Origin of the sequence: Chitinivibrio alkaliphilus ACht1, from assembly GCF_000474745.1 — a bacterium.
GTDB lineage: Bacteria > Fibrobacterota > Chitinivibrionia > Chitinivibrionales > Chitinivibrionaceae > Chitinivibrio > Chitinivibrio alkaliphilus.
The window spans coordinates 12040-38293 of the sequence record NZ_ASJR01000009.1; the positions used below are offsets into that span (position 1 = coordinate 12040).

At 46.8% G+C, this 26254-nt stretch carries 25 protein-coding genes and 1 pseudogene; 19 read left to right on the top strand and 7 right to left on the bottom strand.

Features of this window, described 5'->3' with window-relative positions; genetic code table 11:
- The first annotated feature begins 119 nt into the window (after positions 1 to 119).
- The 6 genes from lptC to CALK_RS05580 all read left to right on the top strand — a co-directional run bounded on the left by lptC (position 120) and on the right by CALK_RS05580 (position 5031).
- Positions 120 to 677: an LPS export ABC transporter periplasmic protein LptC gene (lptC, locus tag CALK_RS05555; RefSeq protein ID WP_022636685.1), complete on the top strand. Its 558-nt coding sequence runs from the start codon at positions 120 to 122 to the stop codon at positions 675 to 677.
- A 3-nt stretch (positions 678 to 680) separates the two neighbouring features.
- Complete coding sequence (locus tag CALK_RS05560) at positions 681 to 1991, top strand: LptA/OstA family protein (protein WP_022636686.1); 1311 nt, start codon at positions 681 to 683, stop codon at positions 1989 to 1991.
- Positions 1992 to 2003: 12 nt separating this feature from the next.
- Positions 2004 to 2720 carry an LPS export ABC transporter ATP-binding protein gene (gene lptB / locus CALK_RS05565; protein ID WP_034636974.1) on the top strand — a complete coding sequence of 239 codons (717 nt, stop codon included), beginning with the start codon at positions 2004 to 2006 and terminating at the stop codon, positions 2718 to 2720.
- Positions 2721 to 2779: 59 nt separating this feature from the next.
- The gene (locus CALK_RS05570; RefSeq protein ID WP_034636977.1) at positions 2780 to 4003 is read left to right on the top strand and encodes a VWA domain-containing protein; all 1224 of its coding nucleotides are present in this window, start codon (positions 2780 to 2782) and stop codon (positions 4001 to 4003) included.
- Positions 4004 to 4014: 11 nt separating this feature from the next.
- Positions 4015 to 4563 carry a shikimate kinase gene (locus CALK_RS12130; RefSeq protein ID WP_022636689.1) on the top strand — a complete coding sequence of 183 codons (549 nt, stop codon included), beginning with the start codon at positions 4015 to 4017 and terminating at the stop codon, positions 4561 to 4563.
- 102 nt (positions 4564 to 4665) lie between these two features.
- Positions 4666 to 5031 carry a hypothetical protein gene (locus CALK_RS05580; RefSeq protein ID WP_022636690.1) on the top strand — a complete coding sequence of 122 codons (366 nt, stop codon included), beginning with the start codon at positions 4666 to 4668 and terminating at the stop codon, positions 5029 to 5031.
- Between the two features lies 1 nt (position 5032).
- Here CALK_RS05580 and CALK_RS05585 read toward each other — a convergent pair whose 3' ends face one another.
- Genes CALK_RS05585 through CALK_RS05600 form a run of 4 tightly spaced genes read right to left on the bottom strand, consistent with a single transcriptional unit; the run spans position 5033 to position 8844 of the window.
- Positions 5033 to 5932, bottom strand: coding sequence for a tyrosine-type recombinase/integrase (locus CALK_RS05585; RefSeq protein ID WP_022636691.1), 900 nt, complete (start codon positions 5930 to 5932; stop codon positions 5033 to 5035).
- Complete coding sequence (locus tag CALK_RS05590; RefSeq protein WP_022636692.1) at positions 5910 to 7235, bottom strand: cyclic nucleotide-binding domain-containing protein; 1326 nt, start codon at positions 7233 to 7235, stop codon at positions 5910 to 5912. The genes CALK_RS05585 and CALK_RS05590 overlap by 23 nt, the downstream gene beginning before the upstream one ends.
- Before the next feature lie 2 nt (positions 7236 to 7237).
- The gene (locus CALK_RS05595) at positions 7238 to 8197 is read right to left on the bottom strand and encodes an inorganic phosphate transporter (protein ID WP_022636693.1); all 960 of its coding nucleotides are present in this window, start codon (positions 8195 to 8197) and stop codon (positions 7238 to 7240) included.
- Entirely contained in the window at positions 8197 to 8844 is a 648-nt protein-coding gene (locus tag CALK_RS05600; protein WP_022636694.1) for a DUF47 domain-containing protein, read from the bottom strand. Before CALK_RS05600 ends, CALK_RS05595 begins: the two co-directional genes overlap by 1 nt.
- Before the next feature lie 137 nt (positions 8845 to 8981).
- On the opposite strand from CALK_RS05600, the gene CALK_RS05605 reads away from it, so the two are divergent.
- Complete coding sequence (locus CALK_RS05605; protein ID WP_022636695.1) at positions 8982 to 10937, top strand: DNA topoisomerase IV subunit A; 1956 nt, start codon at positions 8982 to 8984, stop codon at positions 10935 to 10937.
- Between the two features lie 6 nt (positions 10938 to 10943).
- Here the strand turns inward: CALK_RS05605 and CALK_RS05610 are convergent, their stop codons facing one another.
- Entirely contained in the window at positions 10944 to 12227 is a 1284-nt protein-coding gene (locus CALK_RS05610) for a citrate synthase (RefSeq protein ID WP_022636696.1), read from the bottom strand.
- Between the two features lie 112 nt (positions 12228 to 12339).
- Between CALK_RS05610 and CALK_RS05615 the strand changes: the two are divergent.
- A pseudogene (locus CALK_RS05615) lies at positions 12340 to 13596 on the top strand (malic enzyme-like NAD(P)-binding protein); the annotation flags it as partial.
- Between the two features lie 27 nt (positions 13597 to 13623).
- Here the strand turns inward: CALK_RS05615 and CALK_RS05620 are convergent.
- On the bottom strand, positions 13624 to 13881 hold the full coding sequence (locus tag CALK_RS05620; protein ID WP_022636698.1) for a hypothetical protein: 258 nt from the start codon (positions 13879 to 13881) through the stop codon (positions 13624 to 13626).
- Positions 13882 to 14027: 146 nt separating this feature from the next.
- Between CALK_RS05620 and CALK_RS05625 the strand changes: the two genes are divergently transcribed.
- Positions 14028 to 14486: a peroxiredoxin gene (locus tag CALK_RS05625; RefSeq protein ID WP_162146702.1), complete on the top strand. Its 459-nt coding sequence runs from the start codon at positions 14028 to 14030 to the stop codon at positions 14484 to 14486.
- 1 nt (position 14487) lies between these two features.
- Here CALK_RS05625 and CALK_RS05630 read toward each other — a convergent pair whose 3' ends face one another.
- Positions 14488 to 17244 (bottom strand): biosynthetic peptidoglycan transglycosylase, encoded by a 2757-nt coding sequence (locus tag CALK_RS05630; protein WP_022636700.1) that lies wholly within the window; start codon positions 17242 to 17244, stop codon positions 14488 to 14490.
- A gap of 79 nt (positions 17245 to 17323) precedes the next feature.
- Here CALK_RS05630 and ribF point away from each other — a divergent pair, with 79 nt between their 5' ends.
- From ribF to CALK_RS05680, 10 genes are all read left to right on the top strand, one after another.
- Positions 17324 to 18259 carry a bifunctional riboflavin kinase/FMN adenylyltransferase gene (gene ribF / locus CALK_RS12830; RefSeq protein WP_162146703.1) on the top strand — a complete coding sequence of 312 codons (936 nt, stop codon included), beginning with the start codon at positions 17324 to 17326 and terminating at the stop codon, positions 18257 to 18259.
- Positions 18259 to 18528, top strand: a complete 270-nt coding sequence (gene rpsO, locus CALK_RS05640; RefSeq protein ID WP_022636702.1) for a 30S ribosomal protein S15 — start codon at positions 18259 to 18261, stop codon at positions 18526 to 18528. Before ribF ends, rpsO begins: the two co-directional genes overlap by 1 nt.
- Positions 18529 to 18658: 130 nt before the next feature.
- Positions 18659 to 19372: a metal-dependent transcriptional regulator gene (locus CALK_RS13015; RefSeq protein WP_022636703.1), complete on the top strand. Its 714-nt coding sequence runs from the start codon at positions 18659 to 18661 to the stop codon at positions 19370 to 19372.
- Positions 19372 to 20205 carry a glycosyltransferase family 2 protein gene (locus CALK_RS05650; RefSeq protein ID WP_022636704.1) on the top strand — a complete coding sequence of 278 codons (834 nt, stop codon included), beginning with the start codon at positions 19372 to 19374 and terminating at the stop codon, positions 20203 to 20205. Before CALK_RS13015 ends, CALK_RS05650 begins: the two co-directional genes overlap by 1 nt.
- A 70-nt stretch (positions 20206 to 20275) precedes the next feature.
- Positions 20276 to 21493 (top strand): EAL and HDOD domain-containing protein, encoded by a 1218-nt coding sequence (locus CALK_RS05655; RefSeq protein WP_022636705.1) that lies wholly within the window; start codon positions 20276 to 20278, stop codon positions 21491 to 21493.
- Positions 21494 to 21528: 35 nt separating this feature from the next.
- Positions 21529 to 23007 carry a GGDEF domain-containing response regulator gene (locus CALK_RS12135; protein ID WP_022636706.1) on the top strand — a complete coding sequence of 493 codons (1479 nt, stop codon included), beginning with the start codon at positions 21529 to 21531 and terminating at the stop codon, positions 23005 to 23007.
- Positions 23004 to 24056: a DNA polymerase III subunit delta gene (holA, locus tag CALK_RS05665; protein ID WP_022636707.1), complete on the top strand. Its 1053-nt coding sequence runs from the start codon at positions 23004 to 23006 to the stop codon at positions 24054 to 24056. Before CALK_RS12135 ends, holA begins: the two co-directional genes overlap by 4 nt.
- Entirely contained in the window at positions 24053 to 24787 is a 735-nt protein-coding gene (gene truA, locus CALK_RS05670) for a tRNA pseudouridine(38-40) synthase TruA (protein WP_022636708.1), read from the top strand. The genes holA and truA overlap by 4 nt, the downstream gene beginning before the upstream one ends.
- Complete coding sequence (locus tag CALK_RS05675) at positions 24777 to 25883, top strand: S1C family serine protease (RefSeq protein WP_022636709.1); 1107 nt, start codon at positions 24777 to 24779, stop codon at positions 25881 to 25883. The genes truA and CALK_RS05675 overlap by 11 nt, the downstream gene beginning before the upstream one ends.
- Before the next feature lie 57 nt (positions 25884 to 25940).
- Positions 25941 to 26246, top strand: a complete 306-nt coding sequence (locus CALK_RS05680; protein ID WP_022636710.1) for a DUF4321 domain-containing protein — start codon at positions 25941 to 25943, stop codon at positions 26244 to 26246.
- Positions 26247 to 26254: the final 8 nt, after the last annotated feature.

Here is a 26254-nt window from a genome sequence, read left to right on the forward strand (position 1 = left end):
AGGGTTGTGTTCCAAGGAAGAGTATGGTTTTTGGTCAATTTGCTTTTAAATATACTTTCCTGCAAAGAGGGATACCTATATATATATTTGATTCGTGAACCCTTTTCCGGAGGCCTTTTATGAGACGGTATGCCCCCTGTATCGTGCTCTTCATTTTCCTGAGCGCCTGTGATACTCGTCAAACAGGTCTTCAAAAAGGGGCGGCAACAGCAAAGGGGGGCGAGCAACGTATTGAACAAACGGCTCTACATGCATACGATGGGGGAACGCTGTTGTGGGTATTGGAAACCGATCTACTCTATCGTTCACACGGGGATACACCAATTCAGGTAATTCCGGTACAAATGGAGCTTTTTACCGACACCGGCACGGTGGGGACCAATGTTGTTGCCGATTCTGGTTTAACCTCTGAGTCAATGGATCATTTTCGTCTGTGGGGGGCTGTGTCCATTGAGACCTGGGATGGAAAACAGATTCGTAGTGAAACCCTCTACTGGGATAAGGAAACACGCCAATTGCACTCACCGGACTATGTGGAGATACAACTGCCTTCGGGAGAAAAAATGTGGGGGCGTGGGTTTGAAGCGGCGGAAGACTTTTCCTGGTGGGTCTTTCACGAAGATGTCCAGGGGGAGTTTCGTAATTTTGAAGCGCTTATTGGTCGGAACGAGGGCTGACGAATGGGGCTAAAACTCTTTCTTTTTCTTTGCATTGGTGTGAGTATTTCCGTAGGCGAAGGATTGCTCCACCTGATACACGCACAGCGAAATGAGAATGTATTTGAAGATAATCGTTTGATAAATCGCTTAATGGGAGATGTGCGATTTCGCTATGATGATATGGTGATCGGTGCCGATACGGTAGAGGTGTTTCGTCGTGAGGGGCGTTTTGCGCTCCGAGGTAATCTCCGCATTGATCGTCCCGGATACGGTGTTCGCGCCGAGCGGGGCACCTACGACTCCGATCTGGCTCGTATTCGTCTCACGGGAGATGTTTCTGCCCATGACACCGTGGGAATGGCGACCCTCTTTGGTGACACGGCCGATTATTTCATGCAGCACGACAGCCTGTTTGTATTTTCCCGAAGTGGGGTTGTAACGTGGGCTGATACGTCTCTCACGGACAGCATGTCCGTACTTCAGTCGCATACCTTAAGCTATTTTGATGGCAGGTTTGATGCTGCAAGAGAGGTACGTATTACCGACGGAGACCTCCTTTCTCGGAGTGATTCTGCACGGTTTTGGCCTCGTCGTGACTCTGCTTTTCTCTTTGGAAATGTTCATGTGGAAGCCGGTGATGCCGAGCTTATGGCTGATACGCTTACTGTACAGCAGACAGGGCAATTTACGGAGCGATTTTCTGCCTTTGGGGGAGATCCGGCGTTGTTTATACAAGGTGATGCCGAGCGGTATGAACTATATGGAGATACCTTGGTGTTTACCGTACAGGATGCAGTGGTGCAGTATCTGGATGTGTATGGCCGGGGACGTTTTCGTCAGTACGACTCCTCTTCTCCTCTGCCTCAAGTATCCCTCTCCGGAGAAACGCTCTTTATCGATCTTTCCCGTGGATATCCAGAGCAACTACACGCCTATGGCAGTGTTGAAATACTGCAGTATGAACGCCATAGAGATGATCATACCACCTTGCGTGCCGATACCGTTTATGCAACCATGGATTCTGCCGGAACGGTGCGCTCCATGGATTCATGGATACCGGCCATGGTATCCTTTGGGTCTGATTTCGGGGGGACGGATTCATTGCGGGGAGATACTGTGCGGTATGAGTGGCTCAGCGAAGAAACACAGTATGTGTATGCGCGTGGTCGTGCTCGGGGCATCACCCGTATTGACTCGCATACGGTAAACTCCGTGGCTGGTGATGAGATTGATCTTCGCGTGGGCCACGGTCTTGATGCCGTGGTAATTCGGGGAGAGGTATCTGGAAGAGTGAAACAGACTGGCAAAAGGCGGGGGCAAGACCGTGAGTGAACAAAAAAACGGATTGAAGTTGTAGAGCTAATAAAGAAGTTTTCCGGGAGAGTGGTGGTAGATCGGGTCTCTCTGTTTCTTGAAAAGGGTGAAATTGTGGGGCTTCTGGGGCCGAATGGGGCGGGTAAAAGTACGACCTTTAATATGATTGTGGGAAATGTTACTCCCGATGCCGGAGCGATCTTTCTCAATGGGAAATCTGTTTCTAAGACTCCCATGCATCGGCGTGCCCGGTTGGGAATCGGCTATCTTCCGCAAGATGCATCGGTGTTTCGTCGTCTCACCGTGGAGGAAAATATTCTTGCTGTTCTTGAGGGCCGCGGTTTATCGCCGCAGCAGCGGTATGAAAAAACAGAGCGTCTCTTAGATGAGTTTAATATTACAAAATTGCGTAAAAGCCCGGGATATGCCCTGTCCGGTGGCGAGCGGCGTCGTGCTGAGATTGCTCGTTGTCTTTCCATAGACCCCGATTTTATCTTGTTGGATGAGCCCTTTGCCGGAGTTGACCCCATTGCTGTAGAAGAGATACAGGCTATTGTTGGGCAACTGCGGGACAAAGGGTATGGTGTGTTGATTACAGACCATTCTGTTCGTGAGACCTTGCGTATTACCGATCGAACGTATATTATGTCAGATGGGGAAATCTTAATACACGGTACATCCCAAGAGCTTTCAGAAAATGAAGAGGCTCGCCGTATTTACCTGGGAAAGAACTTTAGACTGGATTGACCTATGATAAAGTTAGTTGCATTTTTTTGGGAGTGCTCTCTTGTGTCGGCGTGGCTGCTATGGTTGATGTTTCTTTTCAGTATGACCGCTGGGGAGAAGAGGAGAGCATGTTGCGTGGGGTTGTTGCTCTTGGCCCTGATGAGTCGGGGGAGTATGCGCGTCGCCCCCTGCAGGTGTATGTTGTTGTTGATGTGTCTGAAGGGCTGTATGGAGGCATGACCCAGGAAATCTCTGATGCTGTTACAGCTCTTGTCTCCACGCTCTCTGCGGAAGACCAATACGCACTTATTTCCTACTCTGGCTCTGTTCGCACGCTCATGCCCTTTCAGAGCGCAGCGGAACCAGATACGGCTGCTTTGGGACAAGAAATTCGCGGGCTTTCCCTCGAGCGGGGGCGGAGTTACAGCACGGTGTTTTCCCGCTTGAAGAGCCTTGCGGAAAACTCTTCTGCCGGCAGTGACTACCGAAGCTGTGTTATTTTCTTTACTCATGGGAGCCCCGATGACAGAGATCTCTCTGCCTCTATTGATAGCATGATTTCCTATGGGGGTACGGCAGGTCTGTCTTTTTATACGATTGGCTATGGCGATGATCTTGCCGATAGAGAACTAATTCGGCTTGCCGAAGAGACCGGCGGGCGTGCCATGTATGTTGAAGAAAATAGCGCTCGTGATATTGGAGAGCGGATCCAGGTCATCGGCAGTGAAGTGGTTCAGCCGGCTCGATACGATATTGAGCTCACCTTTTCTCATGAGCTTTCATTTTATGCCCAGGATGGGAGCGTGTACACAGCAGAAAGATATTTCATTAATAGTATCCCCGAGGAGGGGGAAAAATATATTTTCTTTCACATTGCAGATGATGATCTCGCGGGTGCAGATCTCGATATTACCTATGAGTATTTCCTCGCTACGAGGGGTGTTGAAAGATCAGGACGGCACAGTGAACGGATTCCGTCCCGGGCTTCAAGTAGAAATTTTGATACATATGCTGCCCCGAAGATTATATTACACTCTGTGTTGCGCAATTTTCTGGAACAAGAGGCGACCTTACTGCGGTCGGATGTAGATTTTCGTCGTTCCTTTGCTTCTGCCATGGGGCGATCGCTCCTTGAGCCTCTTGAAGAGGCGACGCGGCAGATAGCAACGGAGGAGATGCAGGATGTATATACTGTAATAGATGATTATGCTAATGTGTTATATGGTAATCCAATAGACGATGATGTTGAGTTGCTGTTTAGGCAAATGAAATATAAACTCCATGATTGCAAATTTGGGTATTAACAGGGGATTATATGAAAAGAATTCTTATTACCGGTCCAAAGGCTTCAGGCAAGAGCAATATTGGCAATCGGCTGGCTGAGCTTCTGCATGTAGATTTTTATGATCTGGATAACATGATTGAGACTCTTTTTCGCAAGGAAAAGGGTGCGCGGCTTAATTTTCGGGAAATCTACCGACGCCATGGTGAAGCGGTATTTCGCGATTACGAGATACGGAGTGCCCGTGAGATCGCCCATAAGAGTCCGGTAGTGCTAAGTACGGGCGGCACCTCCTTTCTCTTGTCGGAGATTCGAGAGATCTTTTCGAAGGACACATACGTAATTCTTCTCAAAAATGATTATGAAGTTTTATGGGAGCGCGTTGCCAAAAATGGAACACCGGCCTATCTTGAGGATGTGGAGGAGCCGAAGCGGACGTTCTTCAATCGTGTTGACAAGGTTATTGAGGCCATAGAGCCGGATGCGGATATTGTTTTTGATACAAATGATCTTTCCATAGAAGATGTGGCACAAATGCTTGATATGGAGCTGGATCGTCGTGGTATTTCTTTGCGGGAATAAGTTTTTTCGATAAACAAGATTGAAAGGCAGATTTTTTCTGCCTTTTTTTTGTATCATTGGTATACTATGTAAGGATATGTTTATTTCTTTGGGAGTGTGATTATGGTACATACAGTACTTCTTTGTATTTTTTTCCTGAGCATGACAACCGTGGCTGATTCAGTGGATGAGGCTGTGTTTGCCCTGCAGCGATCTCAGGAGCTGCGTAAGTCTGGTACAGCCCTTGTAATTAGTGGAGCTGTCCTGATGGGGGGCGGAGCTGCCATGGCATATGCCTATGATTCTGACAGCGGAGATGGAGCCTTGTCCCTCGGGCTTGGTATTACGTCTTTTGCTGGTGGCGCTTTTCTTGAAGTGCTTGGTGTGCGCGACCTTATTGCATCTCGCCGTATTTTAACACAAGCAGCAGAAAAAGCACCTGCTCTTCGAATTTCTCCCGGAGAAATAGCCCTTATTGCACGGTTTTAGGTTAGGTGCGCTTGCCGGATCGAGGGTGGGCTTGGTGAAAGGCCTGAGCGATTCTCTGTTTTGAAAGATGCGTGTAGATTTGAGTGGTATCAAGGCTGGAGTGCCCAAGGAGCTCTTTTACAACGCGAATATCTGCACCATGGTCCAGGAGATGCGAGGCGTAGGTATGGCGTAGAGTGTGGGGGGTATGAGAATCTTCGTCGGTAATGTGGTGTAATACTTTTTTTACAATACGCTCTATCTGACGGCGTGAAAGCCGCTTTTCTCCAGTACTGGTAAAGAGGGGAGCGTCTTTGCATTTTGTTCCTCGATCCTGTGTAAGATAGGTCATAAGGCAGCTCAGGCTCTGTGGAGTGGTCGGAACAATTCTTGTTTTTTCTCCTTTACCCACAACCCGAATAAGTCCTTTTTCCCATTCGATATCACCGATATTTGCTCTGTGTAATTCACTGAGGCGAAGACCACTCCCATAGAATAACTCTATCAGAGCTTGGTTGCGTCGTGCCTGAGGGCCGGAGTATTTCATGTGTTGCAGGGCAGCTGTATGCCGCTCTTCGATGATTCCGGGCAGGCAACGGGAAGCGTTTTTCGGTGATCCCAGGCTGGCAAGGGGGTCTGTTGAAAGATATGATCGAAGAAGGCAAAAGGTAATGAAGCTTTGCAAGGCTGCGCGTTTACGTCGAATTGTTGCGGGGCTGTTTCCCATGGTATGAAGGGTGTGCAAGACGTGTCGAACCACAGAGCGGTGGAGTATCTCCTGTACATGTGGCGGAGAAGAGGGGCACAGCGTTTTGCCTTCGGCAATAAATGACTCTAAATCTCTTTTATAGGCATCTCTGGTGTGTTTTGAATGATGTCTGAGGGAGCGAAGGAACTCTTCAAGGCAGCGGTGTATCTCCACGGTGCGTATCCTTTTGCGTATCAAGAATCTTTGAGATAATATAATTACTTTTGTTCAGCTTCTGGGCAAGAAGTTTTGCCATGAAAAAGCTATAATGCGGATATTGATTCAGCTTAAGGATAAAGTCAATTTTGTCAATAGGGATGATTTGTGCGTCCGTAAGACTACGTACGGTGGCTGTGCGCTTTCCCGACGTAAGAAGAGCCATTTCACCAATAAATACATGATCAGGAGTAATTGTTGAGATGCGAACTGAGTTGACCGAAACGGCAAAGCGCCCGCTCACAATAAAGAAGAGGGTATTGCTTACTTCATCTTCGCGGATAATGGTTGTTCCTGCGGTGATCTTTACGGGGTCTTTGTCACGAAAAATAATGGGTATTTCATTTGCTATGGTGTCTCTATGATTAATAAGGCAGTTGACGATATTGCCCTTGGGGTTGTAGTGAAGGCGGTCAAGACTTGAGAGAGCGATCATTATTCCTCGACCATTTTCACCGGTATAGTCTATATATTTTGTTTCATGAAGGTACTTTTTCCAGTTAAACCCCTTGCCTTCATCAATGATGGTAAACACGGACCCTTCCGTGGTGATTTTGTATGAAAATGTGACCCGTCGTTGCTGAATATGCTTTTTCGACAGGCGCTGCTTGATGAGTTGGTCAATTGGTTTTCCCGCGCTTAGATAGGATTTCTTTTCATTGTAGCCAATCTCGCAATTGCCGTGTTCCACGGCGTTTACCAAGAGTTCCATAAGAGCTGTAGTGACTTGGCTTTTACGATGCCAATCTATTTTTCCGGTGTTGTACAGCAGAGAGGTCACAAGGTTTACCAACACTTCCACTTCAGTAATGGAATTGGCAATGCGGTAGGTTCCCATACAGCCGAAATCATAGTTCTGCGGAACAGCCCTATCGGAAAGAAGGTTTCGATTTAATCGAATCACCTTGAGAATAACCGGAAGGTCTTCACGGATCTCAAACTTAGAAAGCCCTGCGGCAAGATTTACCACTCGGGAACCACTGATTTGTCGAGCTGTTTTATGACAGTTATAAATGGTGATAACATTTTGATAATGCAGCCATGGGTCGTGGGAGAGTGTGTCCAAAACCGAGAACCCCAAGTGCCAGTCGGAAAAATCAATAATAATGACGGAGGCTGTGTTTAAGGAAATCGTATCAAAATCATCGGCGTTAGAGGCAAAAAGAAGTGTTTCTTTTTCAAGAAAACAGTGGCTCACCTCTTTTTTTATTTCCGGATTATTGCTAATACAGATTGTTGTTGGGATAAGGTGTGATGCCATGGCTATACTTCCAGTCTGAGATTTGAGAGAAATGTGATGAGAAATGATGTGGAGAAGGCGATGGCAGGGGTTATAATCCAGCCAGAAAAAACCTTGGTGGCAGTTTTGTATTGAATAGACTCATAGTTTTTAATGATTCCAATGCCAATGACGGCGCCGACAATGGCCTGTGAACTTGATACGGGTACACCTATCATGGCAAAAACATGAATGGTTGCACCATGGGAGAGCACCGTCACAAGGGCTGAAAATGCGTCAAGGGGGATGATGTTCTTTCCAATGGTCATCATAACATGGCGGCTGTATGTAAGCACTCCCACGGCAATGCTGATTCCGCCAAGAAGCGTGGCGGTAAAGGGGGTGAGAAGATTGTCTTCTCCCGTATACACGCCGGTGACATTGGCAACATTGTTTGCACCAAGGGCGTATGCTCCATAACAACCCGCTATAATGAGCCCATATCGAACGATGAGGTCACTTGTACAAAGGTCTGGTTGTATCTTTTGAAAGAGGGTGTGCAATAGATGGTAGAAGAGCAAGGTAAAGAAAAGTCCTCCCACGGGGGTTGCAAGCCAGCAGATAAGTATGGTGAAGAGTTCGCCGTATTGCACCGGAGGGAGGTCCAAAAAGGTTGACCCAAAGATCTGAACGCCAAGGATGGCACCAACGACAGCCTGAGAGGTGCTGATAGGAAGCTTTAACAAGGTAAGAATAATGACTGCAATGGCTGCGCTGAGAGAGGTAATAAAGGCGATGTTTTGTCCCTGCCCTGAAAAAGTGCTGATGGTTTCCACTCCGGCTTGTCCCTGAAATAAGGCTCCGGCAAGAATGAAAATCGATGACAGCACAATTGCCGTAGTGTAGGGGACAACGCGCGATGCGACGGCTGTGCCGAAGATGTTTGCTGAGTCGTTAGCCCCCAGACCCCACCCCAGAAGTATGGAACTTGTCAATCGTATCATTACAGAACTCGTTTAATGTTCATTATATTTAATACTTCAGCCGTATCCTCACAGGCATCGGCAATCGTGCTTATTTTTTCTATGAGGCATGCAGACTCAAAGCGGAGCGGTACCTTATTAGGGTCTTCGTATATGTGGCTGATAATCGTAAATTCACTACTGTCACACTGTGTTTCTATGGCTCCGATATTTTCTATCTTTCTTTTGAGCTTGTCGCTATTGTTTTTTCCGAAGATATCAAGAAAGGCTGAGCAGGTCTCCTCGAAACAGGCGGTTTCCGCTTTCAAAAGCACCGTTATGGTATCGTGCAGAAAGGGGAGGGGAGAGAGGTTTCGGGAGATAATATATCGGAGTGTGTCTTCAGCAATATCAATGGTGTTGTCAAAGGTCTCCACAAGAAGGGTAATATCTTCCCGAGCATCGGGAAGTAAAAATCCTTTGTAGAGGGTGTCTTTTATTGCTGAAACAAAGGCGTCAGCTTTTCGCTCTAGGCGAATCAGTTCTTCTGTGTGGTAGTGAAATGTACTGGTTTTTCCGGCACTGATAAATTCATGCATGGCCGTGAGAAAGGCGCTGTGGCTTTGTTGGCAGGTCTCTACAAACTCGGTCATTGTGGTGAGAAAAGACCGATGCTTTTTTCCAAACATAACACCTCTGTCTTATTATGAAGAATGGCAAGACTTTACTGTATCATATATACGTAATTGTGTCCATGAATTTTTGTTTTTATTCTTTTTTATTAGGGGGGAACGTATTTTACTTTCTCCGGTATCTGTGAGGTAGTATGGCGTATTTAAAAGAGTTGTTTAATGAGAATTTTCTTGAGTATGCTTCGTACGTTGTGAAGGAGCGGGCTATTCCGCATATTAACGACGGTCTCAAGCCGGTTCAGCGAAGAATTATGCACTCTCTCATTGAAATGGATGACGGTAAATATAATAAGGTTGCCAATGTTGTCGGCAACAGTATGAAATACCACCCCCATGGAGATGCGGCGATCTATTCCGCCTTGGTTGTTTTGGCAAATAAGGGGTTGTTTATAGATCGACAGGGAAATTTTGGAAACACCCTCACGGGAGACCCGGCTTCAGCGGCTCGATATATTGAGTGTCGACCGGCGAAATTGACCTATGAAACCGTGTATAATCCGGAAATTACGGAGTATGAACTCTCCTATGATGGACGAAATAAAGAGCCGAAAACCTACCCGGCAAAGTTTCCCATAGCCCTTGTTCAGGGAGCTGAAGGGATCGCCGTGGGGATGGTTGCAAAGATACTTCCCCATAATTTTGCGGAGGTCCTTTCAGCCATGAAAGATGCCCTGTATGATCGTCCCTTTACGGTTGTCCCCGATTTTTATACCGGGGGATACATCGATGTATCAAAATATGATGAGGGACGCGGACGGGTATTGGTTCGGGCAAAAATTGAAGAGAGAAGTGCCAAGGATGTGGTTATTACGGAGATTCCCTACGGCACGACAACGGAAAGCCTTATTGCGTCCATAGAGTCTGCGGTTCGAAAGGATAAGGTAAAGGTCACCCGTGTCGATGATTATAGTACGGATCGGGCAGAGGTGCATCTTCGTGTTAAGCGAGGCTTTACCGCTGCTGAAGTGATTCAGTCTCTCTATGCATTTACCGATTGCGAAAAAAGTATTACGTCAAATATCCTCTTTATTCATGAAAATAAGCCGCGAGTTTTTACTGTATCCGAGGTTGTAGTGTTTGCAGCTCAGCAACTACGTGATGTGTTGCGCAAAGAGCTTGAGCTTGAACGACATAAGTTGCAGGAAAAGCTTCATAGAAGAAGTCTTGAGTTGATTTTTGTCAGTGAGCGTATTTATAAAAAAATTGAAAATAAGCGCAAGCAGGAAACCATTGTTGCTGCTGTGGTTGAAGGGCTTTTGCCCTTTAAAAAAGAGTTGTATCGTGATATTACTGAGCAGGATGTTGAGTATCTTCTTTCCATTCCAATTCGCCGTATTTCCGCCTATGATATACAGAAAGCCCGTAATGCCGTACGTTCCATGGAGGAGCGAATTGCGGAAATACGTCGACTTCTCTCTGATATGGTATCCTATGCAGCGCAGTGGATTGATACGATGCTTCAGCAGTATGGTGAGCGGTTCTCTCGTCAGACTACGATTGTTGATATGGATCCCACCAGTGCTCATGAGGCGGCTGTGCGAGATCGTGATTTGAAGTATAATGGTAATAAGGGCTATTTAGGGTATGATCTTGAAGATACGCCAACACGATTTAAGGTGTCTGTCTATGATCGTATTCTTGTCATAGATCGTGAAGGAACCTATCGTGTCATTGATGCGCCTGAAAAGATTTTTATTGGGTATCGTTTACGCTATATCGGTCTTGCCACAGAAGAGAATCTCGATGCTGTTATTTTTTCTCTTCTGTATCGACATACTCCTTCAGGAACCCTCTTTTTGAAGCGATGCAAAATTAAAAAATATATCCTGGATAAAAAATACTCCTTGCTTCCCGATGATTCCTGTGAGCTTTTGGAGTTACGTGACGAGAGTGAAGGCGGGTTTGTGGTGCGTCTTATTACCACGGGGCGAATGAAGAAAACACAGCTGGTTTGCCCATTTGAGAAGTATGCCGTAAAAGGGGTTGGTGCGAAGGGGTATAAAATTACGTCAAAGGAAGTGGATTCCGTACGGTACTACAAGGAGCGCGAGCAGGAAAACGACTCTTTACCTCTATTTGAACAGGAGTAGGGGGTACTACCTCTGATCTATGGGGACAAAGGGGCGTTCTCCCGGACCGGTGTATATTTGTCGCGGACGGTATATTCGGCCCTTGTTGTCGCAAAATTCTTTCCATTGAGCTATCCATCCGGGAAGGCGTCCCAAGGCAAACATTACCGTGAGCATGTTCGTGGGGATGCCAATGGCACGGTAGAGAATACCTGAGTAAAAATCGATATTTGGATAGAGTTTTCGTTCTTGAAAATATGGGTCCTTTAAGGCGGCATCTTCAAGGCGTCGTGCCGTATCGAGCAGAGGGTCTGTAATGTTTCGTTTTTGAAACAGTTCATCTAAAAGCTCTTTGGCAAGTCGTGCCCGAGGGTCATAATTTTTATACACGGCATGGCCAAACCCCATGAGACGGAAGGGGTTGCTCTTGTCCTTTGCCATATTGATATATTTTTGTATGTCATTATTGTCTTTTCGGATGCATTTAAACATCTCGATAACTGCTTGGTTTGCTCCGCCGTGGAGAGGCCCCCATAAGGCGCATATTCCAGCAGATATGGCCGCGTAGAGATTTGCTCGAGCGCTTCCAATAAGTTTGACTGCGCTTGTGGAGCAGTTTTGTCCATGATCGATATGTAGTATGAGGAGTTTATCAAGAATTTTTGTGTGGAGCGGGTCTATCTCATACTTGCGTACGGGAGATCCAAACATCATGTGTAGAAAGTTTTCACAATAGTAGAGGTCATATCGTGGGTAGACAATGGGCTGTCCTTTGGACTTTTTGTATGAAAAAGCGGCAATGGTTCTCACCTTGGAAATGAGGCGTGCTGCCGTAATATCAAAATTTGAGTCTTCTTGATTGAGGTCGGGATAAAAACTGGAGAGTGAGGTTACCATGGAGGCGAGAATTGCCATGGGATGAGAATCTGAGGGAAAGCCGGCAAAAAAGTGATGCATGTCTTCATGGACAAGGGAGTGTTCCGTGAGGTATTTGCTGAAGAGATCAAGCTCGTTTTTACTGGGGAGTGTTCCGTGTACCATAAGGTAGGCAACTTCCCGAAAGGAACAGTGTTTTACCAAGTCATGCAGGTTGTACCCACGCATTCGGAGCGTACCGTTTGCGCCGTCAATATAGGTGATATTGCTAAACCCAGCAGCGGTGTTGGAAAAACCAGAATCGTACGTATAGGCACCGGTCTCCCGATACAGTTTTGAAATATCAATCCCAAGTTGGTTTTCATTTCCATTAACCACCGGAAGATGTGTGGTTTTTCCGTGTATTGTTAGTTTTGCCGTGTCTCGTGTTTTCATTGTTTTCCTGTCTTGCTCTTCTCTATACTAAATTCTGAAACCATTTTGGCATGATAATAATATATTTTAGCACCGTTGAAAGTCAAAGTAAAATTGTCCCGAGGTATAAGTTATGTCCTTTAAAAATGATGCCCTGGCCTACCATTCAGAAGGGCGGCCTGGAAAAATTGAAGTTACCCTGTCCAAACCGTGCCACACACAACAGGATCTCTCCTATGCATATACTCCGGGGGTTGCAGAGCCGTGTCGGGAGATAGCCAAAGACCCTGCAGCGGCAGCAGCATATACGGCAAAAAGTAATCTCGTTGCTGTTATTACCGACGGGACTGCAGTACTTGGGTTAGGAAATATCGGTCCCTTAGCAAGCAAGCCTGTTATGGAGGGAAAGGGCGTACTTTTTAAACGATTTGCTGACGTGGATGTCTTTGATTTAGAGCTTGCAACAACCGATGCTGATGCCTTTATCCGAACGGTTGAAGCCCTGGAGCCAACCTTTGGCGGTATTAACCTTGAGGATATCGCAGCACCGGATTGTTTCTATATTGAAAATGAGTTAAAAAAACGTCTCAATATACCCGTATTTCATGATGATCAGCATGGAACTGCCGTTATCTCCGGGGCTGCGCTTCTCAATGCCTGTGAGATTCAGGGAAAATCCGTGTCAGATATTCAGGTTGTTTTTTCCGGAGCCGGGTCTGCGGCAGTTTCCTGTGCGCGACATTATATTCGTCTTGGAGTGACCCCAGAAAATATTCTTATGTGTGATAGTAAGGGGTTGATTTATAAAGGTCGTGCAGATATCTCGGGTACATATAAGGAAGAGTTTGCGCAATCGACACAGGCACGAAGTCTTGCCGATGCCCTTCAGGGAGCAGATCTATTTGCCGGGCTTTCTACGGGGGGGATTGTGTCGGGTGACATGGTTCGTACTATGAATGAACGTCCCATTATTTTTGCCATGGCAAATCCTGACCCCGAAATAACATATGAAGAAGCATGTGCCGCAGCACCCGACTGTATTATGGCTACGGGGCGTTCTGATTATCCCAACCAAGTAAATAATGTACTTGGGTTTCCCTTTATTTTTCGAGGAGCCCTTGATGTGGGAGCCTCTGCAATTAATGAAGAAATGAAGGTTGCCGCTACCATGGCTTTGGCAGATCTTGCAAAAACGGGGGATGTGCCTGAAATGGTACTGAACGCCTATGGATGCAGTTCTATGAAATTTGGTCGCGACTATATTATTCCAAAGCCCCTTGACCCACGGGTGCTCGTGGAAGAAAGTTATTATGTTGCTCGTGCTGCTGTTGACTCGGGGGTTGCGACCCGCACTATCGATGACTGGGATGCGTATCGTCGAAGCTTGGAAGATTTGGCAGAGGGTATTCAGTAGGATTTATTTTTGCGGGCGGTTTTTCAACCGTTTGAGACATTCCGCCCGCACTGCCTGCAGGGCTGCGATGCGATTCGTCTGATCTGCGTCCCCGACAATGCCGCGGCCAAGTTGGTCATTGTCAAACCTGATATAGAGCGCTTCCAGTTCGTCATCAAGATCCCGTAGGAGTTCCTCCGGGGCTTCCTCTAATCGTCGTGAATAGAATGAAAGTGCATCTTCTACAAGATGCGTGCCTTGAAAATTCCAGTTCATTTTCATAGGGGTACCTCCTGTTCTCTCCGTAAATATATCTTTTTAGAAAGAGGATGTCTTCTCTTTTTATCTATTTCTACACTATTCCTGTCTCTGGAACAAGGAGGATGTATGGTACGATCAATCGCCCTTTTTTTCTCACAATAGGTGTCGTGTTCATTGCATGTGCTGCGTCACAAGATCTTATTTCTCCCGGTGCATCAGCCCCGTCCTTTTCTCTCGAGAGCGATACGGGAGACACCCTGTCCCTTGAGGAGCTGCATGCTGATGGCTATCTTGTTATTGTATTTTACCCGGGTAATAACACGCCCGTTTGTACACGCCAGCTCTGTGAGCTTCGTGATTCCTACGAAGAGCTTTTGTCCCATAATGCCCAGGTGGTGGGAGTAAACAACGATTCCCGTGAAGCCCATGCGGAATTTCGTCGTGAAAACAACTACCCCTTTCCGCTCCTGCGCGATACGGATAATCGGGTTGCCCATGCGTATGGGACAGCTCGCCGCCGTGGAGTTCGTCGCTCTGTTGTGGTAATCGATGGCGAGGGAACCGTGGTATATGCGTGGCCTGGACGCCCTTCTGTTGAGGAGATTCTCGGAAAAATTACGGGGTAATTTATTCACCCTGCGCTATGCTGCGCAGGTATCTTTCATAGTAGTGGTAATAGCCGCGTCGTACTCCCGTTCCAGCGGTGTGAAGCAGGGCTGCGGTGAGATAGCGATGCAGGCTTTTGCCATCTGTTGGTCCGGTGTATTCTCGGTTTCCTTCAGCAATGCAAGCGATGGTAACGTCTATGGTGTCTGATCGTTGCGGTGATATTTTTCCCATGTCAAGACGGAGGACGGCATTCCAATTGCCATAGGTGGTTCGTTCTGTTGACCATGAAGGCGCATTAAAAGGGCGAAGGATATTATTTGTGGTTCCACTTTTGGCAAAATTTGAAAGAGGCTCTGATAGGCTGTAGGCTTTGGGGGAGTATGACGAAGTCGGCTCTTGCGGGTGGCGTGAAACTTCCTGCAGGGGGAGGTCTGCATGGGTTAAGTTGTCTGCGGGGGTGTTGATCAATCGCTTATGCAGTCCCAAAAGGGTTGGACGAAGGGAGTTTGTGGTTCGAAAGGGGTGGTACCGTACAGCCTGAGAATGTATGGGGTAGGAGGTGCCGTCGAGAGAAATTTCTTGAACAAAGAGGGATGGGTCTTCGGCGGGATTTTCTCGTAAGGTGTTATCATAGAGCATGTTGAATAAGTGCATCTGTTCCAGAAGAGACAACTCAATGGTTCCCAAAGCGGCAGAGTACAGGGAGTCATTGATATGGTCGACGGATACCCCGAGAATACGGCAGAGCTCTTTGTACAGGCGAATACCTGTGATCTCACGTCCTGCAAAGGTCTCACGAAGTGTTTCGTATTGATCAATGTTGTAAAGAAACTGTCCATGATTGAAATATTCTCTGTTGAGGGTGCTCTCTGGGGTAAACACTTCCGCCGAGAGGCGATAGGCACTTTCAACGCCAAGGATGTTGTTTGAGCGTGTGAGATGATTAAAAAGAAAGTCTTCTCCTCCTATTCGTTGTCCATAGTTGTGGACATCATAGGGGGGCGCGCCTTGTGCAACAGAATGGAATCTGAACCAACCTCCACGTTCTGTTGGGTAGAAAGTTCGATGCCACGGTAGATCTGGGTCATCAGCACATGTCGTATCGGACCACCGATCGTGGGGTTTAAATAATTCAAGGTCAAAGAGCAGGGCGTTGAGAATTGGCTTTGCCAAGGCAGATCCATTGGGGAGACGTCGTTTGAAAAGACTTGCGTTTTCTGAGCCGATTTGATCTCGTGAGTAGGTTGCAAGAAGCTCTCCTGTACGTGCATCCATCATGGCGTAGGCAAAAAACTGCCCATCTACTCGCACCGGGAGATGGGCGTAGTGGAACACGCTGCGGCGATACTGCGAGTCTCCCAGGGCACGGTATCGGATATTCGTAATTACGGTGTCTCCTGCAGTAAGGTGCGTGGCGGCGGGGCGGTCGTGCTCGGTAAAGAGGGAGTCTGTGGTAAGGATCGTTTTTGTATTGAGGGTGTCTTTCGGGGGCGTGGTGCGTGTAATATCTTCGCCAAAACTGCCAACCCGTGCACGGGTGACAATGGTTGTGTCACCACCAAAACCTCGGTTTCGTACCAATTGCTCCAGCGTTTTCTGTACCCCTCCATCAATGGTAAGGTCTATGGTGAGATTTCCCTGTCGTCGGATAAGAGAGGTTGGTTTGAGAAGATCAAAATTGTGGAGCTCCTCTTCAGCGTACCCTTCTTGGAGCAGGAATTTCTGCCAATACCTGTTTGCAAGATCAATGAGATGTGGATGGTCTGAATGAATGCGGCGGGGGCGTGAAAATGTCAGGTTCTCTATTTCCGCAAGAACCGTGTCTGCATAGGCGGGGCTCCACCCCAAATACTCGGCAATACGGGGCATGTCAATTCGGCATTGTGCAGCGATTCGTTCAGGGTAGTTCATACCCCACTTTACCATGCGCGATAGATACACGCTCTCAGCGTCTGTGAGCTCAGACACGGTTTTTCCCCAAAGCCCCTGGGAAATATCTGCAATACCAACAAGGCCGTATGAAGATGTCATACAGTGGTTTACATATACTTCAAGTATTTCTTCAGGCTCATATTTTTTTCGCAGTGCTGCCGCAAGGCGAAGCTCTTGAATTTTTCGATCCACCGAGCGTGCTACGTAGCGTTGCCCCTCTGAATCAAGGTGCGAGACAAACATTTTGGCTACTTGTTGTGTAAGGGTTGAGGTACCTCGGGGTTGGGAGAGTGAGAGGGTGGTGATGCTTTCTTGCAGCGCTACCACAATGGAGCGAACAAAACTATTGTATTCAAATCCATAGGGGTTACTAAAAAAGTGTTGGTCCTCTGCGGCAACAAGTGCCCCCACGAATGTTTCTGGCAGGGAGTCGTAGGGGGTACGCACGTGATCTGTTTGAATGATTGCAAGGGTGTCTTTGTGTCGGTCACGAATACAGATGCGATTAGAAAGGTCACTTATGCGATTGAGCCGCTCAACAACGCTAATCGAGGGGTAATCTTCAAGGGGAATTCCCGTTGCTCGTGTGAGAGATTGCGGTGTTGAGGTGCCGGTTATGCGTTGGAGTTCTTGTTCCATCTTGTCTTCGTAGGCAATGTGATGCCAGGCGGCACCGAAGTTGGTAGAAAGAAGTCCTTGCGCATCCATGGTAATGAGTTTTTCCGCCCAGCGGCGTGCATAGGCGTGTATCCAAATATGCCCTGTCCAGTATATGATAAGTGGTGAGAGTAGAAAGCCAACACAGAGAGCGCTTATGAGAGCAATTTTTGTATGTTTTTTCATCCGAGCCTATAGAAATCTGGATACTTTGAAACAATATAAACTATTTTTTGGCACATACGGAATAAACGAGGGATCACGGGTGCAAATAGTAGAATATTCAGAAGAGTTACAGATTGCGACACCTTCCCTTGTGAGTATCGGCAACTTTGATGGTGTGCACGTTGGGCATCGAATGTTGCTTGAACGGCTAGTTTCAAAGGCGCGACTCTTACGAACCTGCTCCATTGTTCTTACGTTTGAACCCCATACTCGTGAAGTTGTTCATGGTGAGAGGGTTCCTCGTCTGACTCTGCAGAGGGAAAAGGAATTGCTGTTGCGTTCCTTTGGAATTGATTATTGTATCACCATACCCTTCACAAAAAACATGGCATCTCTTAATAAAGAAGCTTTCATGAAGAATGTCTTGGTGAAGCAGCTCTCCTGCAAAGGTGTTGTCATGGGTGAGGATCATAGCTTCGGGAGAAAAAGGGATGATTTGGAAAATAATTATCCTATTCGGTGTGAAATGAATGATTTTTACACGGTAAAATTGAGGTTATACCGGGAGAATGATGTTGCTGCCAGCTCAACCTCCGTGAGAGAGTATGTCTCTTCGGGAGAGATAGAGTCGGCCTGTGATATGCTCGGACATCCTTATTTGCTCTGTGCTGTGCGAACCCGTGGTAAGCGTCTTGGAAGAGAGTTGGGCTACCCCACTCTGAATTTTCTTCCACCGCCTTCGCAAAAATTAGTTCCACCCCCGGGTGTGTATGCTGCAGCGCTTGAGTGCCATGGGGTTCTGTTGGAAGGGTGTCTCTATTTTGGGGACTGTCCGACCTTCGGTAATCGGGATGTTCATTTTGAGTTTTTCTCCCTTGATGAGTTGCCGCCCCGTATAGATCAGGAACGGGAGGTGCTTCTCTGGATACAGAAAGAAATTCGCCAGGAGCAGCGCTTCGATACTCCTGAGGAGTTGGTGGCTCAGATGGAAAAAGATGTAGAGAGTATACGGAACTATTTCAGGAAGGAATGGTAATGTCAATTACAACTGAAAAAAAAGCAGAGTTGATACGTGAGTTTGGCGCAGGTGAAGCTGATTCAGGTAATGCCTGTGTACAAGTGGCCATACTGACGGAGAGAATAAAAAATCTTACCGGGCATGTGAAGGCAAACAAAAAGGATCACGATACGCGGCGGAGTCTTATGATGCTTATCGGAAAGAGAAAGCGTTTGCTGAAATATCTTCGTGAGCGTGAAATCGAAACGTATCGAGAGCTTCTGAAGCGATTGAACCTAAAACGATAAGTTTTGCTTTGATACGAGTATATTTGTGAAGGCTGTCCGCATGGACAGCCTTTTTTGGATGTTTTTTACAGAGGCATCTCAGGATAATGTATTTTACTATCTGTAATTCCTATTTACCAAAGGCGGCACTGTGGAAGAGACCTTGTCATCCTCCCTTGAGGATTATTTAGAGACAATTCTGGAATTAGTGGAAGAAAATTCTGTTGCCCGTGTTAAGGATATCTCCGATCGACTGGGAGTAAAACGTTCCTCTGTGACCGTTGCCCTGCGAAATTTGTCTGAACGCGGACTGGTACATTATGCGCCCTATTCTGTAATCACTCTTACATCGAAGGGGGATGGAATTGCAAAATGTATTAGTTGTAAGCACACCTATCTTCGTCTTTTCTTTAAGGAACTTCTTGGTCTTGATGATGCCATGGCAGAAAAAATTGCCTGTCGTCTAGAGCACGGCTTTGATTCTTCTGCCTTTATTCGTTTTCGTGCCTTTATTGATATTGTGAAGGAGCGGTTTGACCTCACTGATCTACACGCAGAAATTGATACTGCAGCAGAAGGTAGTCTTGAGGATTGTCTTTGCGGTGGGGGTGCCCCCTTTGGCGAAGAGAGACCCCATCTTTGTGCTCTTGCAGATTGTCAAGAGGGGGATCGTGGTGTTGTGCGCTCTCTGTATCTTCAAGAAGGGGAGTTGAATATGCTGGCAGATATGGGGATTGTGGCGGAACGGCAGGTTCGTGTTATTACGAACGATCGCGCGGCGGGAAATATCACCGTAGCCGGGGTAGATACGAAATGTACCCTCGATTATGAAACGGCGCGTCATATTCTTCTTGCCATCCAGTAATGCGCCCTGTTTTTTCGGTTGTCATCCCCACGTATAATCGCTATGAGCAATGTGTACGGGCGCTCTCCTCTGTAATAGCCCAGGATTTTCCTTTCTGGGAGGTGATCCTTGTTGATGATGGGTCTACCATGGCTATTCCTGAAGCCTTTCGACGATTACTTTCGCAGCACTCCGAGAAAATTACCCTTCTCTCCTTTCCTGAGAATCGGGGCGTCTCCGCGGCACGAAATGCTGGTATTGCCCGTGCTCGTGGAGAGTGGGTCGCCTTTCTTGACAGTGATGATGTGTGGCATCGGGAAAAATTGACCCGGCAATATGAAAAATGTCAAAGCCAAGGGTATCTCATTCATCAAACACGAGAAATTTGGATTCGCCGTGGGGTGCGGGTAAACCCGCCCCGAAAATGTGAGAAATATGAGGGAGATCTCTTTGCGGACAGCTTAGAGCGGTGTATAGTTACCCCTTCATCCGTGGTAATTCATGGCTCTCTTTTTACTCGGTTTGGTCTGTTCAATGAGTCCTTTCCCGCCTGTGAGGACTACGATTTATGGATTCGAATGACAGCACAGCTTCCCGTTGGATTAGTGGATGCCTATCTTCTCACTCGATACGGCGGACACGCAGATCAGCTTTCCATAACCGTCCCGGTGCAAGACCGATACCGCGTCGAGGCTCTTCAGGCTCTGTTAGAAACAGGGGGGCTTTCTCTGTATCAACAAGAGCTGGTACGCAGGGTTCTACGGAAGAAAGCAGAAATTCTCCTTCTCGGTGCTCAGAAACGGGGCCTTCATGAGGAAGAACGCTACTATGCCGGAATTCTTACAGAAAAATAATCTCCTTTTATTGCAATTTTAGTACCGCCATTATACACTCTGTTTTTAGCTCATTTCATGGATGTAAAGTATGTCAATGACCTTTTTGGGACGACAACCTGTTTTTACTTCAGCCATGGAGACCTATGGGTATGAGTTGCTATACCGGTCAAATGAAATAAATCGTGCGGATTTTCATGACGGAAATCGTGCCACCTCAAGTGTCTTGGTAAACTCTTTTTTTGAATTCGGGTTGAAAAACATTGTCGGAGAGAGCCGTGCCTTTATCAATCTCCCTCGAGATTTTATTATTGGGACCTATGAGCTTCCCTTCGATCCTGAACAAATTGTGTTAGAAGTATTAGAGACGATCTCCTTTGACGATACCGTTGCTGAGGCCCTGCTTGCCCTTCGACGAAAAGGGTTTATTCTCTGTCTTGATGACTTTATACTTCCTGAATCAGGAGAAAATCCCTTTGTAGACTATGTCGATATTGTAAAGCTTGAACTGCCGGCATACTCACCTCCGCGCTTATTAAAAACTGCACACTACCTGCAAAGCAAGGGGGTAGAAATCCTTGCGGAAAAAGTTGAGACCCGTGAAGAGTTTGAGTTATGTCGCCGGGTGGGATGTGATTTTTTTCAAGGGTACTTTTTTTGTAAACCGAATATTTTGAAACAGGAGAAAATTCCTAAAAATAGATTTGCGATTATACGGCTTCTGAAACGTGTCCATGACCCCTTGGTTAGTTTTTCTGAGCTTGAGGAGTTGATTGCTCAGGATGTGACCCTGTCATATCGTATTCTCAAATATATTAACTCAGCCGTATTCTGTTTGCGTTCACGGGTAGAGTCAATTAAACGGGCATTGTCCTATATTGGCCTTGAGAAGTTAAAACAGTGGATTTATATTATGTCCATTGCGGATATTTCCAATGATCGCAGCATTATTCCCCTTATTGAGACCTCCATGATTCGTTCAAAAATGTGCGAGTTGATAGGCAATGCCGTTGGGGCTTCGCAGGGGAAAAATATTTTTGCCACGGTCGGACTTTTTTCTACCCTTGATGCGGTGGTTGGCATACCCCTACAGGATATTTTGGAGGAACTCCCCTTCTCTCAGGAAATAAACCGGGCCTTGCTTCATGCAGAGGGGCTTCCGGGGGAGATCTTGCATGTGACACGCACCTTGGAGTCGGGAAAACCACCCGAAGAGGGTTTTCAAAATATTTCATCTAAGCGCCTGGGAGAGTTGTATATTGACGCCATACAATGGGTCAATAAAAACATGAATGAGATATTTTCCTGAGATACGGGAGAGTTCACAAAGGGTGGCATTAAGCGATGAATCACGAAAGACGGGTGCTTGTTGTTGATGATGATTCCATATCCCGTATGGTCTTGCGGGAGGCGCTCTCCATTTCATATCGGGTAGATGCTGCCAGTGATATCTTTGAAGCTCTTGAGTATCTTGATACCTCTGAATATGCTGTTGTGGTGACGGATCTTGTCTTGCAAGGGCATACGGGTATTGATATTGCCAAGCAGATACGAAAAATGGGTCTTGACACAGAGGTTATTGTTGTCACGGGGCATGATTCCCTAGAAACGGTTCGTGAGGCCATTCATGTGGGGGTGAACTATTATCTGACCAAACCCTTGAATACATCGGAGCTGCGTTCTTTGGTAAAACAGTCGATCTATACCTATGAGTTTAATCGTCAGGCCGGTGAGATATTACAAAGCTCATGCGTTTCAGGAACTCCCGTCGTGGCAACGGCGCTGCAAAATGCCATGGATTATTACAACATTCAGCGACAACTGAGTAAGACGAGAAATGTTGAGGATGCCATAAGCGCTTTCTTCCATATGTTTACGTCTCAGCAGGGGTGTTCCTCTGCCATGGCGTATCTCACAGACGGAGAGGCATACTATCTCTATTTTTACGGGGGCTACTCCGAAGATGAGCTCTTTTCTTTTCTTGAAACGTCCCTTGACCAGGATCTCTTGCAGAGTGTTTCCTATCCACGGGGGCTCCCCCAGGATGATATCTGTTTTTATAAACTGGGCGGAACCAACCGGTCTGATATTACCTCCAGTGAAAAAATGATCTTTTCCCCTCTAACGGGGCTTGGGTCGTCCCTTGGTTTTATCGGTCTCTTTGGAGATGCAATTTCTCTTAACAGGCCAGTGGTTAATCGATTTTATACCTGTATCCCCATTATTACCCCGGTGATAAAACGTATCTATCTCGAGCAGAAAATAAATCATCAGGCGCAGACAGATACACTTACGGGAATTGCCAATCGTCGTATGCTTGAGCAGGCGTTTCATAGAGAAATTAAACGAGCCTTGCGCTATGGGACACCCATATCGGTGGTCATGATTGATCTGGATGACTTCAAACAGGTAAATGATACCCATGGGCATATTGTGGGGGATAGTATTCTCAAGGATTTTGTCCAGAAAGTAAATGGTATTATTCGTGGATCAGATCTATTTGCCCGCTATGGAGGAGAAGAGTTTACCTTAATTCTTCCTGAGACGGAGAAGGAGGGTGCTCTTCATCTTGCAGAGAAGGTGCGGAGCGAAATTGAGACAACCGGCTATGAAGAACATGCTCTATCGGTGCAGTATACCATAAGTCTTGGCGTAAGTTGCATCTCCGGTGTTGATAGAAACAGCCAGGCTGATGCTGTAGGTTCTGATACCTGCGGGAAGGTTGCAGAGACGGCAATACACCAAGCAGACCAAGCGTTATATCAAGCAAAAGAAATGGGGAAGAATCGAGCTGTCCTGTTTCAACAAGAGGCGACTTCTTGAGCGTTCATGTACATATTTTTACCGGGGACGATGTGCTGGGGATGAGTGCCGCTCGCGAACGGTTTTTGCAAGCTCTTTCAGAACAGAAGGAGGGATGGGAACATCGCGCGTTTGACGATACGCAGCATACCTTAGACGACTTTCTTGCCGATATGCAGTCTCCAACATTTTTGGATGGGTCTCGCCTGTTTCACTTTCGCCATGGTGAACAGTTCTCCCCAAGGGAGGTTCGCTTGCTTGGATTGGCCATGCAGGACCTTCCTGCAGATACGCGTGTGCTTATTGAATATGGCAAGGTTTCGAGCAAGGAGTTTCTCTCAGCTTTGAATCTTCCCAAAAAAACATATGAGCGTAAAAATTTCATAAAACCTCGTGATTACAAAATGGTAGAGTGGTTGCAGGGGCAAACAGATATGCTCTGGGAGCGCTCCATAGACCTCGATGGTGCTCGTCTCTTGGTAGAGCATTGTGACCATGATCTGGCGGCTATTTATCGGGAACTTCAGAAAATTGATACCTACCTTGCACCGGCTCAGCCGATACGCTTGGAGACGGTGCAGCTGATTTGCGGTACTTCCGTTGCGATAAAACCGGATGATCTCTGTGATGCCTTGGGGTTTCGAAAGTGGAATCAAGTGGAACAGGTGCTTCGTCATGTTGAAGATAGCAAAGGGTATTCTCTCATGTTCTTTTTGGTGAGTGTGGAGCGTCATTTTTGGAATCTCTATAAAATTCGAGCCTATTCTGAAACACATCGCGATCGAGCAAATCTGGTATTTCGCGGAACCTTTCATCAAAAAAATGATGCGGCGAAGGAGATCGCCTTTTCTACGGGGATATTACAGCCAGATCAGGAGAAACGTCTGTATCCTGCTGTAATAAAACGGGGGATTATCGGGCAGGCGGCAAAATACTCCCTTCGGGAGTTGCGTGGTATTCAGATTTCCCTGGCAGAATATGATCGTGGCTGTAAGGGTGGCCGGTTTCGCTTAGATTTGTCTTCTTTTACAGAGTTATGCAGCACTATTGTGGGAATGGAGAGACGGTGAATCGCTATTTTGCACGGGTTGAGTATGATGGAACAGAGTTTGCTGGGTGGCAGGTGCAGCCTGATCAACGAACGGTTCAAGGGAGTATTGAAAAAGCCCTGGCGGTGTATTTGCAAAGCCCTATTCGAGTGGTCGGCGCAGGACGAACCGATGCGGGTGTGCATGGACGGGGCCAGGCACTACATTTTGATACAGAACACACGCTCTCTTCAAAGAGCGCTCTTCGTGCTCTGAACTCCTTATTGCCCGATGATGTTGCTCTCTACGACCTTTCTCCTGTTACCTCTGATTTTCATGCGCGGTTTTCTGCCTGTTCGCGACGGTATCGATACTATCTTTCTACGGAAAAACACCCCCTTTCCCATCGTTTCTACAGCAGGGTCTCCTATCCCGTTGATTGGACACGTTTTTCAGAGGAACTCTCTTGTTTGCCCGGTGAACGTATTTTTACGTCCCTTTGTTCTTCACGGTGTTATACGGATAATCATCGGTGTAGGATTACAGAGGCAACCTTGACACAACTTGATGATACCCATTTTGTGGTGTCTCTTACAGCAGATCGTTTTCTCTATAACATGGTTCGAAATATCGTTGGCACCGTAATTGATATATCCCGAGGATATTTGGAGGAGGGTATTCTTGAGATTCTGGAAAAACGTGATAGGAGTGCTGCGGGAGTAACTGCGCCAGCACGGGGCCTTGTGCTGGAGTATGTTTCCTATGATACATAAGCAGGGCCTGTATAAATATGCCCTTTTAGTATTGCTCCTTATCTGCAGCATTTTACTTGGGGTTGTGGTGTCTCTTTTAGCAGGACAGCAGCCTATGGATACACAAGATTTTACCATGGCAGCTCAGAATGCTCGAAAGAGTGTTGTTGGTATTGAAGCGAAGGGTAAAGAGGTTGTCCGCTCGGGATACTACTATGATTTTTTTAGAAATCGCTTTTTCCGTCGTGACTACCGTGAGTTTGTAGAAGATTTTGAAAATATGGGGTCGGGAATGATTATCGACTCAACGGGGTATGTGTTAACCAGTTACCATGTTGTAGAGGCAGCCCGTGATCTTACGGTGAGTTTTTCCGATGGAAATCGGTATGCGGCTGAGGTTGTTGGGCTTGATTCGCTCAGTGATTTAGCGGTGGTTCGTATTGCTGATACCACTCGTCGGTTTCAGCCGGTGTCCTTTGCAGATTCCGATAGGTTGCGCGTGGGGCAGTGGGCCTTTGCCATGGGGAATCCCTTCCTTAATTTCTTTCGTAACTCAGACCCTACGGTGACTGCTGGGGTTGTCAGCGCTCTTCATCGTAATTTTCGGAGTTCATCAGGGGCAATTTATCAAAATATGATACAAACCGATGCTGCTATTAACCCCGGCAACTCCGGTGGGCCACTCATGGATCACAACGGACGGGTGATAGGGGTAAATGCCTTTATCTTTACGGGAAGTGAGGAATCTCCACAAGCAGGATCTATCGGTATTGGCTTTGCGATTCCTGCAAATCTTGCACAGCGTGTGGCCCAGGAGCTTATTACGCATCAAGAGCGACGTAAAGCCTATACGGGAATTGTTCTATACGACGTGCCTGCTCCGGGATTTTATCATGAGCCGGGGGTGTATGTGCAATATGCGGACCCTCTCGGGCCGGCAGCTGAAGCGGGTATTCGCATGGGTGATCGCATAACCGCGGTGAACAATCGCCGTATTCATGCTCCCCATGACTTGACGGGAATTCTTGTACCCTTTTTTCCCGGTGATACGATTTCTATTTCTGTTGTGCGGGAAGGGGAGCGACGAAACTTTCCTGTAGTATTAGGTACGCGCTGAGAAATTATATATTTTGTGTCGGTGTCCCTCTGAACATTATTACTATGAAGGTACAATATGGTACGATATCTCAAAGAACGAAAAATATCAACACTGCTCTTAGTTGTGTTTGTGGGGATTCTCCTTGGCAGTTTTCTCACTGAGCTGGTCTCTCTTCTTCCCGGAGGAGATCATAACGTGGTACGTAATATTTTTACCACGAGTATTCCCATTCGTTTTGGGAGTTTTGAAGACGGGGCATTTCAAGCTCGTTTAATTGATTTCGGAGCACTTCGATTTCAATTTGCCTTTGAATTAAAGATTAATCTTTTATCCATTGTTGGGTTAATCTCTTCTGTTTCAATTTTTAGTAAATACAAATAAGGACTGGA

What these genes read in the sequence shown, in the direction of transcription:
- CALK_RS05605 (WP_022636695.1), top strand. Translation starts at nt 8,982, where the DNA reads ATGGCGTATTTAAAAGAGTTGTTTAATGAGAATTTTCTTGAGTATGCT.
- CALK_RS05650 (WP_022636704.1), top strand. Translation starts at nt 19,372, where the DNA reads ATGCGCCCTGTTTTTTCGGTTGTCATCCCCACGTATAATCGCTATGAG.
- CALK_RS05610 (WP_022636696.1), bottom strand. Translation starts at nt 12,227, where the DNA reads ATGAAAACACGAGACACGGCAAAACTAACAATACACGGAAAAACCACA.
- lptC (WP_022636685.1), top strand. Translation starts at nt 120, where the DNA reads ATGAGACGGTATGCCCCCTGTATCGTGCTCTTCATTTTCCTGAGCGCC.
- CALK_RS05590 (WP_022636692.1), bottom strand. Translation starts at nt 7,235, where the DNA reads ATGGCATCACACCTTATCCCAACAACAATCTGTATTAGCAATAATCCG.
- CALK_RS05560 (WP_022636686.1), top strand. Translation starts at nt 681, where the DNA reads ATGGGGCTAAAACTCTTTCTTTTTCTTTGCATTGGTGTGAGTATTTCC.
- CALK_RS05595 (WP_022636693.1), bottom strand. Translation starts at nt 8,197, where the DNA reads ATGATACGATTGACAAGTTCCATACTTCTGGGGTGGGGTCTGGGGGCT.
- CALK_RS12135 (WP_022636706.1), top strand. Translation starts at nt 21,529, where the DNA reads ATGAATCACGAAAGACGGGTGCTTGTTGTTGATGATGATTCCATATCC.
- CALK_RS05570 (WP_034636977.1), top strand. Translation starts at nt 2,780, where the DNA reads ATGGTTGATGTTTCTTTTCAGTATGACCGCTGGGGAGAAGAGGAGAGC.
- CALK_RS05600 (WP_022636694.1), bottom strand. Translation starts at nt 8,844, where the DNA reads ATGTTTGGAAAAAAGCATCGGTCTTTTCTCACCACAATGACCGAGTTT.
- rpsO (WP_022636702.1), top strand. Translation starts at nt 18,259, where the DNA reads ATGTCAATTACAACTGAAAAAAAAGCAGAGTTGATACGTGAGTTTGGC.
- CALK_RS05675 (WP_022636709.1), top strand. Translation starts at nt 24,777, where the DNA reads ATGATACATAAGCAGGGCCTGTATAAATATGCCCTTTTAGTATTGCTC.
- CALK_RS05630 (WP_022636700.1), bottom strand. Translation starts at nt 17,244, where the DNA reads ATGAAAAAACATACAAAAATTGCTCTCATAAGCGCTCTCTGTGTTGGC.
- CALK_RS12130 (WP_022636689.1), top strand. Translation starts at nt 4,015, where the DNA reads ATGAAAAGAATTCTTATTACCGGTCCAAAGGCTTCAGGCAAGAGCAAT.
- CALK_RS05655 (WP_022636705.1), top strand. Translation starts at nt 20,276, where the DNA reads ATGTCAATGACCTTTTTGGGACGACAACCTGTTTTTACTTCAGCCATG.
- CALK_RS05620 (WP_022636698.1), bottom strand. Translation starts at nt 13,881, where the DNA reads ATGAAAATGAACTGGAATTTTCAAGGCACGCATCTTGTAGAAGATGCA.
- CALK_RS05580 (WP_022636690.1), top strand. Translation starts at nt 4,666, where the DNA reads ATGGTACATACAGTACTTCTTTGTATTTTTTTCCTGAGCATGACAACC.
- CALK_RS05680 (WP_022636710.1), top strand. Translation starts at nt 25,941, where the DNA reads ATGGTACGATATCTCAAAGAACGAAAAATATCAACACTGCTCTTAGTT.